This window comes from Streptomyces sp. NPDC058295, from assembly GCF_042880655.1.
GTDB lineage: Bacteria > Actinomycetota > Actinomycetes > Streptomycetales > Streptomycetaceae > Streptomyces > Streptomyces coriariae.
In genome coordinates, this window is sequence record NZ_JBHVYO010000018.1 from 21,030 (window position 1) to 38,345 (window position 17,316).

Annotated in this window: 8 protein-coding genes; 5 read left to right on the forward strand and 3 right to left on the reverse strand. The window is 71.6% G+C overall.

The features are described from left to right. Positions 1 to 339: 339 nt before the first annotated feature. From ACFVYS_RS20535 to ACFVYS_RS20550, 4 genes are read left to right on the forward strand one after another with little or no spacing between them, the layout of a single operon-like run. Complete coding sequence (locus ACFVYS_RS20535; protein WP_389504095.1) at positions 340 to 1,737, forward strand: hypothetical protein; 1,398 nt, start codon at positions 340 to 342, stop codon at positions 1,735 to 1,737. Positions 1,738 to 1,745: 8 nt separating this feature from the next. After that, positions 1,746 to 3,146 carry a VWA domain-containing protein gene (locus tag ACFVYS_RS20540; protein ID WP_389503895.1) on the forward strand — a complete coding sequence of 467 codons (1,401 nt, stop codon included), beginning with the start codon at positions 1,746 to 1,748 and terminating at the stop codon, positions 3,144 to 3,146. A gap of 43 nt (positions 3,147 to 3,189) precedes the next feature. Then, positions 3,190 to 4,314 (forward strand): AAA family ATPase, encoded by a 1,125-nt coding sequence (locus ACFVYS_RS20545; protein WP_389503897.1) that lies wholly within the window; start codon positions 3,190 to 3,192, stop codon positions 4,312 to 4,314. Continuing rightward, positions 4,311 to 7,118, forward strand: a complete 2,808-nt coding sequence (locus ACFVYS_RS20550) for a hypothetical protein (RefSeq protein ID WP_389503899.1) — start codon at positions 4,311 to 4,313, stop codon at positions 7,116 to 7,118. The genes ACFVYS_RS20545 and ACFVYS_RS20550 overlap by 4 nt, the downstream gene beginning before the upstream one ends. Here ACFVYS_RS20550 and ACFVYS_RS20555 read toward each other — a convergent pair. From ACFVYS_RS20555 to ACFVYS_RS20565, 3 genes are all read right to left on the reverse strand, one after another. Next, a complete protein-coding gene (locus ACFVYS_RS20555) occupies positions 7,111 to 8,679 on the reverse strand; it encodes a hypothetical protein (RefSeq protein ID WP_389503901.1) in 1,569 nt (522 codons plus the stop codon). The genes ACFVYS_RS20550 and ACFVYS_RS20555 overlap by 8 nt on opposite strands. Before the next feature lie 96 nt (positions 8,680 to 8,775). After that, positions 8,776 to 13,962 carry a family 43 glycosylhydrolase gene (locus ACFVYS_RS20560; protein WP_389503903.1) on the reverse strand — a complete coding sequence of 1,729 codons (5,187 nt, stop codon included), beginning with the start codon at positions 13,960 to 13,962 and terminating at the stop codon, positions 8,776 to 8,778. A gap of 130 nt (positions 13,963 to 14,092) precedes the next feature. Continuing rightward, positions 14,093 to 15,244 (reverse strand): helix-turn-helix domain-containing protein, encoded by a 1,152-nt coding sequence (locus ACFVYS_RS20565; protein WP_389503905.1) that lies wholly within the window; start codon positions 15,242 to 15,244, stop codon positions 14,093 to 14,095. 228 nt (positions 15,245 to 15,472) lie between these two features. Here ACFVYS_RS20565 and ACFVYS_RS20570 point away from each other — a divergent pair, with 228 nt between their 5' ends. Next, positions 15,473 to 17,254 carry an FAD-binding dehydrogenase gene (locus ACFVYS_RS20570; RefSeq protein ID WP_389503907.1) on the forward strand — a complete coding sequence of 594 codons (1,782 nt, stop codon included), beginning with the start codon at positions 15,473 to 15,475 and terminating at the stop codon, positions 17,252 to 17,254. Positions 17,255 to 17,316 lie beyond the last annotated feature (62 nt).

Here is a 17,316-nt window from a genome sequence, read left to right on the forward strand (position 1 = left end):
CCCTGCGGCGGCGCGCGGGGCTCGTTCTGCAACCACATCCGAGCGCTGGTCACCGAGGCCGTGCTCCAGTACGGCGCCGACCGCGTCGCCCGCTACCTGCGCGTCGAGCCCTCGGGCGGTGAGCCCGACGCCGCCGCCCTGACCACCGCGATGACCGGCACCCACCCACCCCAGGCGGACGGCAAGTCGGCCGCCGCACCCGTCTTCAGCCGGTTCCTGCGCCACCTGGCCTACCTGGAGCTCCCCCCGGTCACCGCCCCGCTCCCGGAACTCCAGTGGTTCCCGCCGACCCGGGCGACCAACGCCCCGCAGGCACCCCGCGGCGAGCGCGGCACGGCCGTGGGGGAGGAAGCCGACCTGCTCACCGCACCCGTCGAGGGACTCGACGACGCCCTGGCGGCGGTCGACGCCTTCGACCGGACCCTGGTCGCCGGCCTACTGCGGCCCCGGCCCGAGCAGGTGGACGATCTCACCGTGCTCGCCCGCGCCGTCGCCGGCAGTCCGCCGGCCGCCCGGGTCGCCGAGGCCGCCGCGAAGGCCGCGACCGGAGCCGCGAGCGAGGACCACTACGTCACCCTCGCCGCCGCCCGCACGGCCCTGTTCGGCGCTGTGCACGACGCCCTCACGGTCGGCGTCGACGAGGTGACCGGCCGCACGCGCGAGGAACGGACGGCCGAGGCAACCCCCGCCGCACGGCCGACGGTCAACCTGCTGGCGGCCGCCCGCACCTGGCTGTCGGACCTGGCGCGCACCGGCTGGCAGGGCATCGACCACGAGCTGGCCGGCGGAGCCGCGCCCATCGTCTCCGCGATGCTGCCCGACCCCGAGCTGCGCCGGCTGGCCACCCTGCTCGACGGATTCGCCGCCGAACTCGCCGCCTCCTGCCCCGGATCGGCCCTGGACAGGATCCCCACGCGCCGCTGGGGCGACCTGTGGTCCCGCGCCCTGCTGCTGACCATGCCCGGCGCCGCCGACCGGCCCGCCGCCACGGCCGCCACCGGCCGTCTGCTGCCGCTCGGCCTCGACCTGCACGAACACGCCACCGCCGCGCAGGCCCAGGTCCACGCGGTGTTCGAACCCGCCGACGGCACCGCACCCCGGCTGGTCCGTGCGAGCGTGTCTGTGCCCAAGCCGGACACCGTCGTCGCGGCGGGCGTCTGGCAGCTGCTGCGGCCCCACCTGTCGCTGCTCACCGCCCTCGGCGAGGGCCGGGCGATGGACCTCGACGCCATGCCCCTCACCGACGAGGGCGACCTCATCTGGGACGACACCCGGGCCAGTGCGGGCGAGCCCGCCGATGCCCTCGCCACCGCACGGGTCGTCCTGCCGACCGCCACCGCCCTGCCCACCGCACCCCTGGACCGCCACCCCGCGCGCATCGCCGAGCCGGTCTTCCTGGAGGGCTACGACAGCGGACAGGAGGGCGACACGCTCACCTTCACCGTCGCCGGACGCCCGCTCCCCGTCGACACCGACCGCATCCCGACCGCGAGCCCGCTCACGCCCGAGGCCGTCGCGGCCTCCCGTGCCTGCGTGGGCCTGCTGCGCTGGGACGGCGGCGGCTTCCGTCTCCAGCCGCTCGCGGTGGAGACCACGGTGCGCAGGAAGGCCGTCGCCCTGCACGCGGGAGCGTGGGCCGGCGGCACCACCGACAAGGCCGGCGTCCGGGCAGAGAAGGCGGCCACCGACGCCGTGACCGTCTTGCGCGAGCGAGCGGGAAGGCTGCTGCGTACATGAGCGACCCCATGCCGGAATCCGTTCCCGACGACAACCGCCGTCAGGTCCTCTACTGGCGGCTGCTGGCCCGCCTCTTCGACCCCGAGGAGCAGGCCGGCCTGGAATCGGCGAGCCTCGCCGTCGTCGAGGACATCGGCCTGCCGCCCGCGCTGCTGGACCCGCAGACCTCCGTCGACTCGATCGTCCAGCGCCACCCCGAACTGGCGGCGGAATTCGACGGGTTGATGGTTCCCGACGCCGACGCCGACCAGGCCCCCGGCACTGACACCGACACCGACACCGACACCGAGGCTACGGTCGACGAGAGCGTGCGTGATCGTGCGGCGGAAGTGCGGCGCGCGGCACTCGTGTCCAAGGTGCTGCTGAACGTCTTCTCCACCGGCTCGGGTGCCGTCAGCGCCGGACAGCTGTCCCGCTGGCAGAGCGACGCCGGCTGGCTGGAGCGCGCCCTCGGCAGCCGGCCGGGCGAGTTGCGCGCCGGTCGCGGCACGACACCCGACACCGGCGGGCTCGTCCCCGGTCTGGGCCCGGAACTCGGCGCCATCGAAGCGGACCTCGTCCGGCGCATGCATCTGCGCGAAGTGCTCGCCGACCCCGAGCTCGCCGCGAGGCTCACCCCGAGCATGTCGCTGATCGAGCAGTTGCTGCGCGACAAGAGCAACCTCTCCGGGGTCGCCCTCGCCAACGCCAAGTCGCTGATCCGCCGCTTCGTCGACGAGGTCGCCGAAGTGCTGCGCACCCAGGTGGAGAAGACCACGGTCGGCGCGCTCGACCGCTCGGTCCCGCCCAAACGGGTGTACCGCAACCTCGACCTCGACCGCACGATCTGGAAGAACCTCACCAACTACAGCCCCGAGGAGGAACGCCTCTACGTCGACCGCCTCTACTACCGCCACACCGCCCGCAGGACGACCCCGCAGCGGCTCATCGTGGTCGTGGACCAGTCGGGCTCGATGGTCGACTCCATGGTCAACTGCACCATCCTGGCGTCGATCTTCGCCGGACTGCCCAAGGTCGACGTACACCTCATCGCGTACGACACCCGCGCCATCGACCTCACCCCCTGGGTGAACGAGCCGTTCGAGGTGCTGCTGCGGACCAAGCTGGGCGGCGGCAACGACGGCCCCGTGGCCATGGCCATGGCCCGCCCGAAGATCGCCGAGCCCAAGAACACCGTGCTGGTGTGGATCTCCGACTTCTACGAGTTCGACCGCTCCCAGCCGCTGTTCGAGGGCATCGAGGAAGTCCACCGCTCCGGCGTGAAGTTCATCCCCGTCGGCTCGGTGACCAGCTCCGGCCGGCAGGAGGTCAACCCCTGGTTCCGGGAGCGGTTCAAGACCCTCGGCACGCCGGTCATCTCCGGTCACATCGACAAGCTCGTCCACGAACTCAAGACGTTCCTCACCTGATCCACCCGCCTCTCGACCCACGCATCTCCTGGAAAGGCCCTCGATGACCGACCTGCTGCGCGCCCCCGCCGAGCTCAAGTACGCGGAGGAACTCGACTGGCTGGAGTCGATCGACGACAACCCCAAACCGTTCTCCTGGCGGCTGTCCCCGAAGATGGTCCGCCTGTTCGTCCTGGGTTCCGAGCGCGCCGACGGCCTCGACCGGGAGATCGCCCCGAAGTGGTTCGGCGACCGCAGCTTCGTCGAGCGCTCCATCGTCACCCTCGCCTCCGACCGGGGCCTGCTCCTCATCGGAGACCCCGGCACCGGAAAGAGCTGGCTGGCCGAGCTGCTGTCCGCCGCGATCTCCCGCAACTCCACGCTGGTCGTGCAGGGCACCGCGGGCACCACCGAGGACCACATCAAGTACTCGTGGAACGTCTCGATGGTCATCGCCAAGGGCCAGTCACGCGAGTCGATGATCCCCTCGCCGATCATGACCGCGATGGAGACCGGCGCGATCGGCCGCTTCGAGGAGCTCACCCGCTCCACCAGCGATGTCCAGGACGCGCTGATCTCGATCCTCTCCGAGAAGTACATCTCGGTCCCTGAACTGGGCAGCGACCAGGACAGCGACAACATCGTGTTCGCCAGGCCCGGCTTCTCCGTCATCGCCACCGCCAACAGCCGGGACCGGGGCGTCAACGACCTCTCCTCCGCACTCAAGCGCCGCTTCAACTTCGTGCGGATCCCCGTGGTGACGAACAAGAAGAGCGAGGCGGAGATCGTCCGCTTCCGCACCGAGGAACTGCTGCGCCGCCACCGGATCGAACTCGACGTCCCGCCGACCCTGCTGGACGTGCTGCTGCGCAGCTTCGCCGACCTGCGGGCCTCGTCGGCCGCCGCCGGCAGCGACGACGAGAAGCTGGAGTCCGCCCTGTCCACGGCCGAGCAGATCGGTGTCCTCGAGGACGCCATCCTGCACAGCAACTTCTTCGGCGAACGCGCCCTCACCGCCCACACCCTCGCCTCCTCCCTCGTCGGTTCCCTGGCCCGGCGCGCGCCGGAGGACCTCGCCATCCTCAACAAGTACCTGCACGGCGTCGTCGAACCGCGCAGCAAGGAAGAAGGGGGCTCCTGGCCGGAGTTCCTCGAGGGCGGCCGCGACGCGATCGCGACCCTGTCGTGACCGCGACCCCCGAGGGCACGTTCACCGCCCTGCGCACCCAGCTCCAGGACGCCGCCACCACGTTCGCCGACGGGCCCGCGGCGCTGGAGGGCATCCTGCGGGGCATCGTCGACGACGTCGAGCGCGCGGTGAGCGAACCCCTGGAGATCTTTCCCGTCTGCCACCACTCGCCGGCCTCGGCCATCGCCATGGCCCGCCGGCTCCGCGAGAAGCAGCCGAGGACCGTCTACCTCGAGCTGTGCGAGGACATGGCACCCCTCCTCAGCGAGCTGCGCAACTGCCGTCTGCCGGTGGCCGTCCAGTCCTTCGCGAGCGAGATCGAGGGCTTCCCGGCCGACTGGGCGCCGCTCTCGGTGGTCGCCCCGGTCACCGAGGCCTCCGCCGAGTACCAGGCCATCGCCTACGCGCTCGACACCCCGGGCGTCGAACTCGTCCTCGTCGACCGCTCCTCGGACCACGTCTTCCAGTGGGAGACCGGACCCGACGGCGAAGGTGACAGCGACGGCGATCCCGACGCGCCCGAGGCGGCGGAGCAGACCGCCCTGCACGGCGACGCCGTCGGCGTGGAGATCGGCGACCTGCGCCCGCGCTTCGCCGAGCTGGAGGAGCACCTGCTCCGCCACGGCCGGGTCCGGCACTGGTCGGAGTGGTGGCACCAGTACGTCGAACTGCCTCTCGGCGACAGCGACCACGACACCTACCGCCAGGTGATGCTGCTCATCGGCAGCCTCTTCCGGCGTCTCGCCCCCGGCGACCCCCGCAAGGTACGGGTGGACGAGGACCGCGAGCGGTACATGTGGACGCGGATGCGCGAGCACCTCGCCGCCACCGGCACCGACCCCGCCGACTGCCTCTACGTCTGCGGTGCCTTCCACGCGGCCAGCCGTGTCGCGGAGTTCGGGGTGCACGGCAGCGACACCTTCACCATCAGCCCGCCGAGCGGCACCAAGTGGCGGCACGGCCTGATCCCGTCGAGCCACGGCGCGATCGAGGCGCAGTTCGGACTGGCCGCGGGCTCGGTGTCCATCGCCGCGACGGAATGGGCGAAGAACGTCAGGCGCACCGGCGTCCGCCCGTTCCGCCTGGAGGGCCAGGCGGGCACGAGGAGGAGCACGAAGCCGAGGAAGGCCCTCGCCCCGGCGGCCCCCGTGCCGGCCGGCCCGGCCGCCGACCGGCTCACGGGTTTCCTCCAGCGGCCGCCCGCCCTCGACGCCCTCGACGAGGCCGAACTGCTCGGCTGGTCCGTGGAGATCGTGCGGGCCGCCCGTCGTAACGGGTACCTCGCCTCCACCGCCGACGCCATCGCCGTCTTCGAGACGTCGATCCTGCTGGCCGGGATGCGCGACCGCGCCAAGCCGACGCCGTACGACTTCCAGGACGCGGCCGTCACCTGCATCGAGAAGGACGCCGTACCGGGCCGGCGGGACGTGGCCCGGCTGGTCGAGATCATGATGGGCGGCGACCGCGTCGGCCAGGTCGGCTACGACGCGCTGCCGCCGCTGGCCCGTGACGTGCACGACCGGCTCGCACCGCTGGACCTGAGGCTCCAGCAGCGCGGAGTGCAGCGCGCGTTGCTGGACATCGCCTCGCGGCCGGAACTGGCGCGCTGCTCCGACCTGTTGTGGATGCTGCGCCGCCTGCTGCCGCAGGGCGCGGCCCGGCCCATCATGGGCGAACGCCGCCTCGGCGAACACCCCATCCAGGAGTCCTGGGACCTGGCCCTGGGCACCCACCAGCGCGCCCTCATCGAGCTGGGCTACGAGGGTGTCAGCATCGAGCAGGTTCTCGAACAGCGGCTGCGGCGCGCCGCGTACGCCTCGCAGGCGACGGCGGCGCAGGTCCTGGAGGCCGTCGAGGACGCCACGCTCTACCTGCGCAGCCGCCGTCTCGCCGACGAGCTCGGCACCCGGGCCCTGGAGGTCCTGGCGAGGGAGCGCAGCGTCGACGGGGCGCCGGAGGTGCTGCGCCGTGTGCGCCGGCTGCTGGCCTACTACCGGACCGCCGAACCGGTGCTCCCGCCCTGGATCGAGTCCTTCGTCAAGACCGGCTACGCGCACTACTGCACCCTGCTGCCGACGGCGTTCACCGACGACGACGCGACCGTCCGCCAGGTCGCGGCGATGCTGGGCTTCCTGTTCGGCATGGAGGGCCTGGCGCTGTCCCTGGGCTGCGACCGCACCCAACTCGAACTCGCCCTCGCCCAGTCCCACCCGACCGAGCCGTCCCGCACGGCCCTGCTGTGGGCGGCGCAGACCCACCTGGGCACCCTGCCGAGGACGGCCCTGCGGGAGCGTTGTGCGGAGCTGCTCGGCAACCCGCTGGTGGTGCCCGCCTATCCGCGCTATCTCAGCGGGTTCGTGCACGCCCTGGAACCGGTGCCGGGCCTGGCCGACTTCGTCGTCGAGGCCGTGTCGAACGCGTTCGCCCGGCTCCCGGACTCGGTGCTGCTGCCCTGGCTGCCGACCCTCATCGGCACCCTGCGGGCCGGTGGCGCCGAACAGGCCCCGCTGCTGATCCGCGAGGCGGGCCGGCTCTTCCCCGCCCGGCTCACGGAGCTGGACACCTGGGTACCGCCATGGCGCCTCCCGCAGGGACCGTCACGCCTACCGGTGGAGTCGGCGGCCAGCACCGCGGGCGGTCTGCCGCTCCTCGCCGCGCACCCCGCGACCTGCGACGCGCTGGCGGCCCTGCTGGGCTGCGACGGGATGTGGGAGGGCCCCGCTGTCGGGTCGTCCGCAGCGGCCCTGCTCGCCCGGTATCCGCAGACCGCGCGGGCGTTGGAGGCGCTGCAGGCCGTCAGCTGACCGGCAGAGCTCTCACCAGGGCGCGGAGGGTGCTCTCGGCCAGGGCCGGGTTGGCGGCGGCGTGATGGGCGAGTTCCTCGTCGTCGAGGAGCTGCTCCAGCAGGGAGGGCGGCAGATTCGGGTGGCGGGCGAACGCCGCCCGGACGGCGGGTTCGGGGTCCCGGGTGAGCCGTGCCACGGTGGCCGGCGCGGTCCCGGGGTCGCGGGCGGCGAGGGTCCGGACGGCGGGGTCCTCGTCGCCCGCGTGGACGGCGAGCCCGTGTGTCGGGAAGTGGGGCCGGGTGACCAGATGCGCGCGCTCGGGCCCGGTGTACTCCAGGAAACTGCGCAGCAGGAGGGCCGCCGGGACGTCCGGTTGGTTCTGGGCCAGCAGGACGCGGACGCCGAGGTCGTCGTCGGCGGCCAGCCGGGCCACAAGGTCGGGCGGAAGGGTGCGCTCTCGCGCCGCCTTCCTGCGCAGCATCGGGTGACCGGAGAGCGCGTCCCGGCTGACGGCCTCGGGGTCCCGGGGGAACAATCGCTCGGGGTAGTAGCAGAACGGCTCGTCCAGGGGGACCTCGTAGTCGATCGCGGCCCGTTCCTCCTCGGTCCACGCCGGGTGGAGGGAGACGGACAGCCGGACCCCCGGGTCGGGATCGGCCGCGAGGGCGCGGAGCTCGACGTGGTCGAGGTCGCGGTGGCGGGCGACCGTCCGGCGTACGTCGGGTTCGGGATCGGAGACCAGCGCGCGGCGTTCGACCGGGCCGAGGTCCGTGCGGCGCGCGATGCACCACCGGACCTCCGGGTCGGGATCGGCGGCCAGCAAGGCCACGACGTCGGGCGGGAGACTCGGGTTGCCCGCGATCATCCGCCGGTCCTCGGGACCGGCCGGAGCGGTGAGGACGCTGTCCACGACGGCCCTGCTGAGAGCGTCGTGGAGCAGTGCGCCGGTGCGGGCGTGGCAGGACCGGTCGGGCAGCATGCTCTCCACCCACACCGGATCCTCGTGGCGCAGCCGGTCCTGCGCCCGCCGTCGCACCTCGTCGTCGGGGTCCGTCAGCAGTGCGGCCCGCGTCTTCGGGTCCTGCCATCCCCACATGCCGACCCCCCAGGCGCGGACCTTCGCGTCCGGATGCGTGGCCATGGAGCGGCGCAGCGTGAGGGAGAACTGCCGGTAGAAGGTGCCGCCCAGGTGCTCCGGATCGAAGGTGTTCATCATGCGGACGACGGCGTCGTCGGGCAGCGGCCGGGGCTCGGCGGGGGCGGTCACCCGGGGGGCGTCGGCGAGATGGGCGTGCACGAACCAGTGCGGATCGTCCACCAGCCGCACTCGCTGGGCCGGGTCGACGTGAGGATTGCGGGCGAAGAAGCTGCGGGTGCGGTGGTCGGGATGTTCGATGACGGCGTCCACGACCGCCTCGGGCAGGACGCGGTCCCGGCACAGCACCATCCGTACGGCGAGCGGCGCCTCGGCCAGCAGGTGCAGCAGGACGTCCTGCGGAGCCGAGGGGTTGAGGGCGACTCCGGCCAGGCGCCGGGTGGCGAGATCGGCGTCCTCCCAGATCTGCTCGGGTGTCGGCATGCGTCGAATTCCCCCAGGTCACGAGTGGGCCCCCTGTCGAGGACAGGGGGCCCATGACCTTAACCGCCCGGCCGGATCCAGGGCCAGGCGTCCGTGCTACCGGCGCCCGTAGCCGACCGTGAGGACGCCGTTGACCTTTGCCGGGGTGCCACTGTTGTAGACCACCTCCCCGCCGGACTTCTTCCAGATCTTGATGAGGAAGGTGTCCGGGCTGTCCGTCGTCGTGAGGCGGAAGCCGTAGCCGCTCTTGCCGTTGACCGTGCCGGAACCCTGGAGGACGGCCGTGGAGCCGGAGACGGCAAGCCAGTCGAAAGCGGTGGAGCGGAACTTCAGGCGGGCCGGCCTGAAGTCGAAGGTGACCCCTCCGGCCGGGGCGGTGGCCCCCGGCAGATACCCGGCCGTGAGCGAGAAGAACGCCCGGCCGGTCAGCTTCGGCCCGACCTTGAGGTCGACGGTGCCCGCGCCCACCACCGGTCCGGCGGCCCGGTCGTACACGATCAGCTCGGGGAGTGTCGTGGCCGCCGAGGCGCCGTCGTCGTCGGTGACGGTGATCACCGGACGGCGGATGCCCGCCGAGGTGTAGGTGTGCTCGGCACGGCAGCCGGACGAGGTGACCGTGCCGGTGGTCGGCTTGCCGCCGTCCTTCCAGTCGACCGCGCAGGTGTGGGTGTCACCGGTGCCCGGGTCGCCGAACCGGGCGGTGACGGCCGTACCGCGGCCGGCCGGCACCGGGCCCGTCGGGCCGGTGCCGGACGTGATGGCGGGGGCCGCGTTCGTCACGGTCACCACGGCCGAGTCGGTGCTGCGGCCGCCGGTGAGGGTGATGGTGTAGGTGCCGTTGTCGGTGCAGGTGACCGTGGTGCGGGCGGTCGCGGGGTCCTTCACCGTGCAGGGCGCGCCCTTCTCGACGGTCCATCGTGCGCCGCCCGCTCCGGAGACCGTGCCGGTCAGGGCGATCGCGGCGCCCTCGACGCCCTGGGCGTCCGGACCGGCGTGGACGATGGTGACCGGGTCGATGCTCGTGAGGGTGGGCACGACCTTCTCGATCAGGCCGTCCGCGTCGAACTCCAGCTTGTCGACGGTGGTTTCGCGGTGGGTGCCGTCACCGCCGGGGATGGCGAAGCGGTGATAGGCGATGTACCAGTCGTCCGTTCCCGGCACCTGGACGACCGAGTGGTGGCCGGTTCCCTTGATGCCGAGGGAGAGGTCCTTCTCGAGGATCACGCCGCGCTTGGTCCACGGGCCGGTGGGCGAGGGGCCGGTGGCGTAGGCGACGCGGTAGTTCTCGTCCCGGGTGTCGTTCTCCGACCACATGAAGTAGTAGGTGCCCTTGCGCTTGACGACGAAGCTGCCCTCGTTGTAGCCGCTCGGGGTGATGTCGGTGATCTTCGAGGCGTCGAAGGAGACCATGTCGTCGCCGAGCGGGACGACATAGGCGTGGCCGTTGCCCCAGTAGAGGTACGACCGGCCGTCGTCGTCGGTGAAGACCGCCGGGTCGATCATCTGGCCGCTGTACTGGCCGGCCTTCAGCAGCGGCTTGCCCAGGGCATCGGTGAACGGGCCGGTGGGCGAGTCGGAGACGGCGACACCGATGTTGGCGTCGGCGCAGAAGTAGAAGTAGTACTTCCCGTTCTTCTCGGCGATCGCCGGCGCCCAGGCCCTGCTGTCCGCCCAGTTCACGTCCGGCCCCAGGTCGAGGATGACCCCGTGGTCCGTCCAGTGCACCAGGTCGGTCGACGAGTACGCCTTGAACTGCGTACCGCTCCAGCCCTCGAAGCCGTCGGTCGTCGGGTACATGTAGAAGGTGTCGCCGAAGCGCACGATGTTCGGGTCGGCGTTGAGACCCGGCAGCACCGGGCTCTTCATGACCAGTGCCGACACCGTCCAGGTGCGCTTGGTGCCGTCCGAGCCGGTCACCTCGTACGTCACCGGCTTGCTGAAGTCGTGCACGCTGCCCGAGGCGGGGCTGATCGCCGCGCCGTGGGCGAGGGTGAACTCCGGTGCCAGCGCGGTGAGATCGGTGCCTTCCTTCAGCGGCAGCGTGACCTTGCTGTTCGCGTTGTCCAGGAGGGCGTCGACCTTCAGCGCGGGGTGTGTCGCCTTGGCGATGCCCGCGGTGTTGCCGCTGAGCTCCATGACCTCCGCGGCCGACAGGGCCCGGTCGTAGACGCGGAAGTCGTCGACCTCGCCGCCGAAGTACGGGTCGGCCGCGTACAGGGAACGCCCGATGTAGCCGCTGTGGTCCTTGTTCGCGTCATACAGGTCGGAGGGCTTCACCGTGGTCGTCGTGCGGGCCGCCTCGACGCCGTCGACGTAGAGCACCATCGTGCCGGTCGACCCGTCGAGGGTGACCGTGACGTGCCGCCACTCGCCGGGGGTGAGCTGCGAGCCGGCCGTCAGCTTCGACTCCGCCGACCAACTGGCCTTCGTGATGGCCGAGTACAGGCTGGAGCCGCCGTTGGAGGGGGTGGCGAAGAGGTACTTGTCGCTGTCGGGGCCGAGCCCGAACAGCCACTGGAAGGACGAGCCGCCCTTCCACTTGGCGTACGTGGACACGGTGACGCTGTCGGCGCCCTTCAGCACGCCGTTCGGGATCTTGACGTACGGGGAGGTCGCGGAGTCGCCGGACATCTTGAACGAGCCGCCGTCCACACCGGTCCCGAACTCGGGCGTGCGGACGTAGGTGCCGTGGTTGCCGTGGCCACTGGAGTCGACGGCGATGTTGCCGGAGGTCTCGTCGAAGCCGTAGTGCAGCAGCAGGTCGGCGGGCACGTCGGCGCCCTCCTCGGAGACGGTCACGCGGGCCCGGACGGGCAGCGCGGCGCCGTCGGGCAGGCTACCGGTCACGGTGAACGTGCCGGCCTGTGCGTAGGCCGAGGCCGGGACGTCGTCCCAGGCCACGGCCACCGGGCGCGCGACCCCGTCGGCGTAGTCGGCGATCACGGTCGCAGGCAGTACCGGGGCCTGGCCGATCCGTGTCTTCACCGACACGTCCTCGACGCTCTCGACCAGCTGGTCCGGCTGGTAGGCGCGCAGCAGCCGGTCGTACTCGGCCTGGGTGACCGGCAGGACGGTGCCGTGGCGGGGCTTGGCCGGCAGATCGTAGCCGGTGGACGGGGTCCAGACGCCGGAGGCGAGGTCCGTGGTCTCGAACGGAAGGTAGCCGCGGCCGCCGAACTCGTCGAGGAAGGCGTACCACTTCTCCTCGGTGTTGGACTTGAACACCAGCGGTCCCTCGGCCGCGTTCATCGCGCCCTTGCCGATGCCCTCGGCGACCGCGTCCCAGGAGAGGTTCAGCAGCGAGTCGCTCTTCTCCTCGAAGATGAACTTGCTGTTGGGGGTGGAGGAGGAGTTGTTGCGCTCGTCCTTCGACAGCCGGAAGTACGTGCCGTCGTGCTGGATCACCGTGGAGTCGATGACCGAGTAGCCGCGGTCGATCCACACCTTGGGCTCGCTGAACGTGTAGAAGTCGCGGGTCGTGGCGTACATCATCCGGTTGTACGTGTCGCCGGAGTGCGCCGCGTTGTCGTACAGCTTCGACGCCCAGAAGACCACGTACTCGCCGAGGCCGGCGTCGTAGTACGCCTCGGGCGCCCAGGTGTTGCCGGCGCTGTCGGGGGAGACCTTCACCAGGCGCTGGTCCGTCCAGTGGACCAGGTCGGTGGACTCCCAGACCATGACGGACTTGCTGCCGGTGCGCTGGGCGGCGTCCCAGTCGCCGTTGCCGTAGATCCTGAGGTCGGTGGCGATCTGGTAGAACTTGTCGCCCTCGGGGGAGCGGATGATGAACGGGTCGCGCAGGCCCTGCTCGCCGAGGGTGGAGGTCAGCACCGGCTGCTCGTTGTTCAGCTCCCGCCACTTCAGCGGGTCGTTGCCCTTGCTGAGCGCGGCGTAGAGCTGCTCGCCGTCGGACGTGCCCTCGCCGGTGAAGTAGCTGAACATGTAGCCCTTGAGGGCTTCCTTCACGGGGAGTTCGGGGACCTTCGCGGTGAACACGCGGGTCGCCTTCGCCTCGCCCTTGGTGACGGTCGCGGTCAGGTCGACGGTGGTGGCGCCGGTGCCGTGCGCGGGACGGTGGACCACGCCGTCGGCCGAGACGACGTCCGCTCGCGCGGAGGCCCAGGTGACGTCGGTGCCGTAGGAACCGGTCGCCGGGAGGCTGAGGTTGCCGCGTACGTCGTCGAGGTTGTGGACCGCGAGGGCGTCGGCGGCCTGCCGGGCGGCGGTCGTGTCGTCGAACGCGGCGAGGACCGTGACGTCGAACGACTTGGTCGCGGTGACCGTCCCCTTCCTGAGGGTGGCGGTGAGCGTGGCGTGGCCGTCCGGCTCGCCCGCGGCGGGACGGGTCACCTTGCCGGTGTCCGACACCAGGGCGGTGTCGTCGCTGGCCCAGCTGATGGTGGCGCCGCCGGCGGTGCCGGTCTTCGGCAGGTCCAGGTCGGCGATGACGGCACCGGTGTCCCCGAGGCTCAGGGCGGCCTTGTCGTCGGCGACGCCCTGCGTGGCCACGGGAAGGGCGAGCTGTTCCACGTCGGAGGCGGGCAGCGCGTGGTCGTACACCCGGAAGTCGCGGATGTCGCCCTTGAAGAGCTTGTCGCCCGAGTACACCGACTTGCCGAGGTAGTTGGCGGTGGTGACGCCGGAGCCGATGGCGCCGGGCGTGATGGTGACCGACGTGTTGCGGGCGACCTCGACGCCGTCCTCGTACAGCACACCGGTGGTGCCGGACTGCGTGTAGGTGAGGTGCTTCCACACCGAGCGAGTCAGGTTGTGGGAGTCGGCGGGCTTGGTGGTCTGCTCCGTCGACCAGTTGCCGGTGGCGATCGAGGTGCGCAGGGAGTTGCCCGTGGTGAACAGGTAACCGTTGCCGTTGCTGCCGCTGGAGTTGCCGAAGCCGTACAGGAAGTACGGCGTGGACTGGGCGGCGTCGATCCGCACGTCCATGGCGACGCTGATCGCGTCCATGCCCTTCAGCACGTCGTTCGGCACCTTGACGTAGGTGTCCGAGCCGTTGAAGGCGAGGCCCTGGCCGGTGGACGACCAGCCGGCGGTGCCCGCCACCGTGCCGTCGCGGCCGTGACCGGAGGCGTCGGTGACCGTGGTGCCGGACGTGGCGTCGAGCTTGTACCAGAGGGCCAGACCGTCGGTGATGTCGGCGGCCTCGTCGGCCTGGACGGGGGCCGCCGCCCCGACGAGGCCGACGAGCAGGGACACGGCGGTCAGTGCGGCCAGTCGTCCGGCCCCCCGTCTCGCACGGTCGCCGGGTCGATGTCTGTGCGTCATGGGGGACCGCCGTTTCAACCGTGTGACGTGATGTTGCGAGAGTGTCAAACGGTGTACATGGCCGCGTCAAGAGTTCTCGAACAATGTCCGACAGGTCGAACGCAAGAGGGCGGCCCGCAAGGGCCTTGGCTCAGCGCCGTGTTGACGACTCCAGCCAGGCGGTGAGAGCCCACCACCAGTGCAGGGCGGCCGGCGGGCCGTCGCCGTCCGCGAGGGACGTGGAGGTGATCTGCCGGAGTCGGCCGAGCCGGTAGCGGACGGTGTTGGGATGGGTGAACAGCGCCGCCGCGGTCTGGTCGAGCCGACGCCCGTTGTCCAGGAACGCCAGCGCGGTAACGGCGAGTTGATGGTGGAAGGGATCCGCCGGGTCAAGCGAGCCGAGCAGCCGGCGGCTCAGCAGGGCGCCCAGCGAGGGCTGTTCGGCCAGCGCGATCCGGGCGGCGAAGTCCGTGACGTCGTACAGCCCGTGCAGGCCGTGCTGCCGGCCGAGATCCACGGCGCGCACGCACAGCCGGTACAGCGCGGGCAGCTCCGGCAGGGGAGCGGCGGGCGCGACCACGACGAGCGCCTCGGGATCGACCTCGTCGGCCTGCGGTGGACGCGGGCACAGCCCGGCCGTGCGGCCGTCGAGCGGCACGGTCACCGCGTGCGGCGAGCGCACCGCCCGCGCGGGTGCGGGCGTCGGAGCGGCGACCAGACAGTGGTAGCGCCCGGCGGCGTCCGCCCGGACCCCGGCACGCGCCAACTCCTCCTTGCGCGGAGGGACTTCGCCGAGCAGCGCCTGGCGCAGCAGCCGGGTGCGGACGGCGCCCGGCGTGCCTGGCGACTCGTGCTCGGCGGCGCGGTAGCCGTGGATCACCTGCCGTTCCATCGCCGCGCCGTACTCCTGGAGCCGCAGGACGACCGACAGCAGTGCCCGGTCCGAGACCCCCGCCGAACGGCAGCGGTCCACGACGATCTCCGCCGCCCGGGCCAGCGCCGCGTGCACGCCCCGCAGGACGACCGTCATCGGCACGCCCTGCACGGCACGGTCGGCGCCCAGCAGGAGGGCGGCCGTGAAGTCCTGATCGTCGACCGACCCGGTCCGTTCCGGCGCGGTGAACCAGGGGTCGGCCGCGCGGAGCATCGCCGTCACATGCGACCGCGTCGCCTCCTCGGTCAGCCGGGACAGTTCGGGGGAGCGGCTGCGGGCGGCGTGCACGAGCTCGACGCACACCTCGACGTCGGCGGCCATGTCCCGCAGGACCCTGGCGACCGGCTCCGGTCCGTGGACGACGGTCATGGTCCCCCCTCCGCCCGGACGCTGTCGCCGAGGCACAAGCGAACGGCGCTCACGTTGACGCCCGCGCACTACCGGAGCCGTGTGACGACCTGGTTTCCTGTTGGGCTACCGACGGTAACAGCGCAGCTGTCGCAGGAACACCCCCACGTCACGCCACCCATGGACCGGCCACGGCTTTCCCCGCACGGTCCAGGCACCGCCCCCGCGAAGCCTCCAGGAGGGCCGCTCATGGACACCCCCGAAGCCGATGGAATCACCCGCCGCCACGCCCTGACCGTGGCGGGCGGAGTCCTCGCGGGCGCGACCCTCGCCGCGCAGGCCCTCCCCGCGTCCGGCGCCACGCAGGACGCCGACGCGATCGTCGTCGGCCACGGACTCGCCGGGCTCGTCGCCACCGCCGAACTCGCCGCGGCCGGACGCAAGGTGCTCCTCCTCGACCAGGAGCCCGAGGCGAGCATCGGCGGCCAGGCGTTCTGGTCCTTCGGCGGCCTGTTCTTCGTCAACTCCGACGAACAGCGCCTGATGGGCGTCAAGGACACCTACGACCTGGCCTGGCAGGACTGGCAGGGCACGGCCGGCTTCGACCGGGGCGTCGACGACCCGAAGGGCCAGGACCACTGGGCCTACCAGTGGGCCAAGGCGTACGTCGAGTTCGCGTCCGGCGAGAAGCGGTCCTGGCTCTCCGGGCTCGGCGTCCAGTGGTTCCCGATCGTCGGCTGGGCGGAGCGCGGCGGCGGTCTCGCCACCGGACACGGCAACTCCGTACCCCGCTTCCACGTCACCTGGGGCACCGGACCGGCGGTCGTCGAGCCGTTCGAGAAGAAGGTCAGGGCCGCGGTCGCCGACAACAAGGTGACCTTCAGGTTCCGGCACCGGGTGGACGAGATCGTCACCACCGGGGGAGTCGTCACCGGCGTCCGCGGAGCCGTCCTGGAGCCCAGCGGCGTGGCCCGCGGCAAGCCCAGCTCCCGCACGGTCGTCGGCGACTTCGAACTGCGCGCCCCGGTCGTCGTCGTCACCTCCGGCGGCATCGGCGCCAACCACGACCTGGTCCGGCAGAACTGGCCCGCCCGGATGGGCACCCCGCCGAAGTTCATGGTCACGGGCGTTCCCGCGCACGTCGACGGCCGCATGCTGGGCATCACCGAGAAGGCCGGCGGGCGCATCGTCAACCCCGACCGCATGTGGCACTACACCGAGGGCCTGCGCAACTACGACCCGATCTGGCCCGGCCACGGCATCCGTATCCTCCCCGGCCCGTCCTCGATGTGGTTCGACGCGACGGGCAAGCGGTTCGACACGCCCGACATCCCCGGCTACGACACCCTGCACACCCTCAAGACCATCACCGACTCGGGATACGACTACTCCTGGTTCGTCACCACCCAGAAGATCATCGCCAAGGAGTTCGCGCTCTCCGGCTCCGAGCAGAACCCCGACCTCACCGACAAGAACGTCTGGCAGCTGCTGTCCCGGATCTGGCAGACCCCCGAGCCGATCGAGAAGTTCAAGAACAAGGGCGAGGACTTCGTCGTCGCCTCGACGCTCACCGACCTCGTCGCCGGCATGAACAAGCTGACCGGCACCTCCCTCATCGACCTCGCCGACCTCAAGCGGCAGATCGAGGCCCGGGACCGGGAGATCGACAACGCGTACACCAAGGACGTCCAGGTCATGGGCATCCGCAACGCCCTGAACTACACCGGCGACTCACTCAGCCGGACGGCCGCCATCCACCGGATCCTCGACTCGAGCGCGGGCCCGCTGATCGCCGTACGCCTCAACGTCCTCACCCGCAAGACCCTCGGCGGCCTCCAGACCGACCTCTTCGGCCGGGTCCTGAACGCGACCGGGAACCCCGTGCCCGGTCTGTACGCGGCCGGAGAGGTCGCCGGCTTCGGCGGCGGCGGAATCCACGGCTACCGCTCCCTCGAGGGCACGTTCCTCGGCGGCTGCCTGTTCTCCGGACGCCAGGCGGGACGGGCCGCCGCGGCGGCGACGGCGGCCTGACCGGGCGTCGAACGCCGTCGAACGCCGTCAAATGTAGTCGGGCACGGTCCGATCGAGCGAGA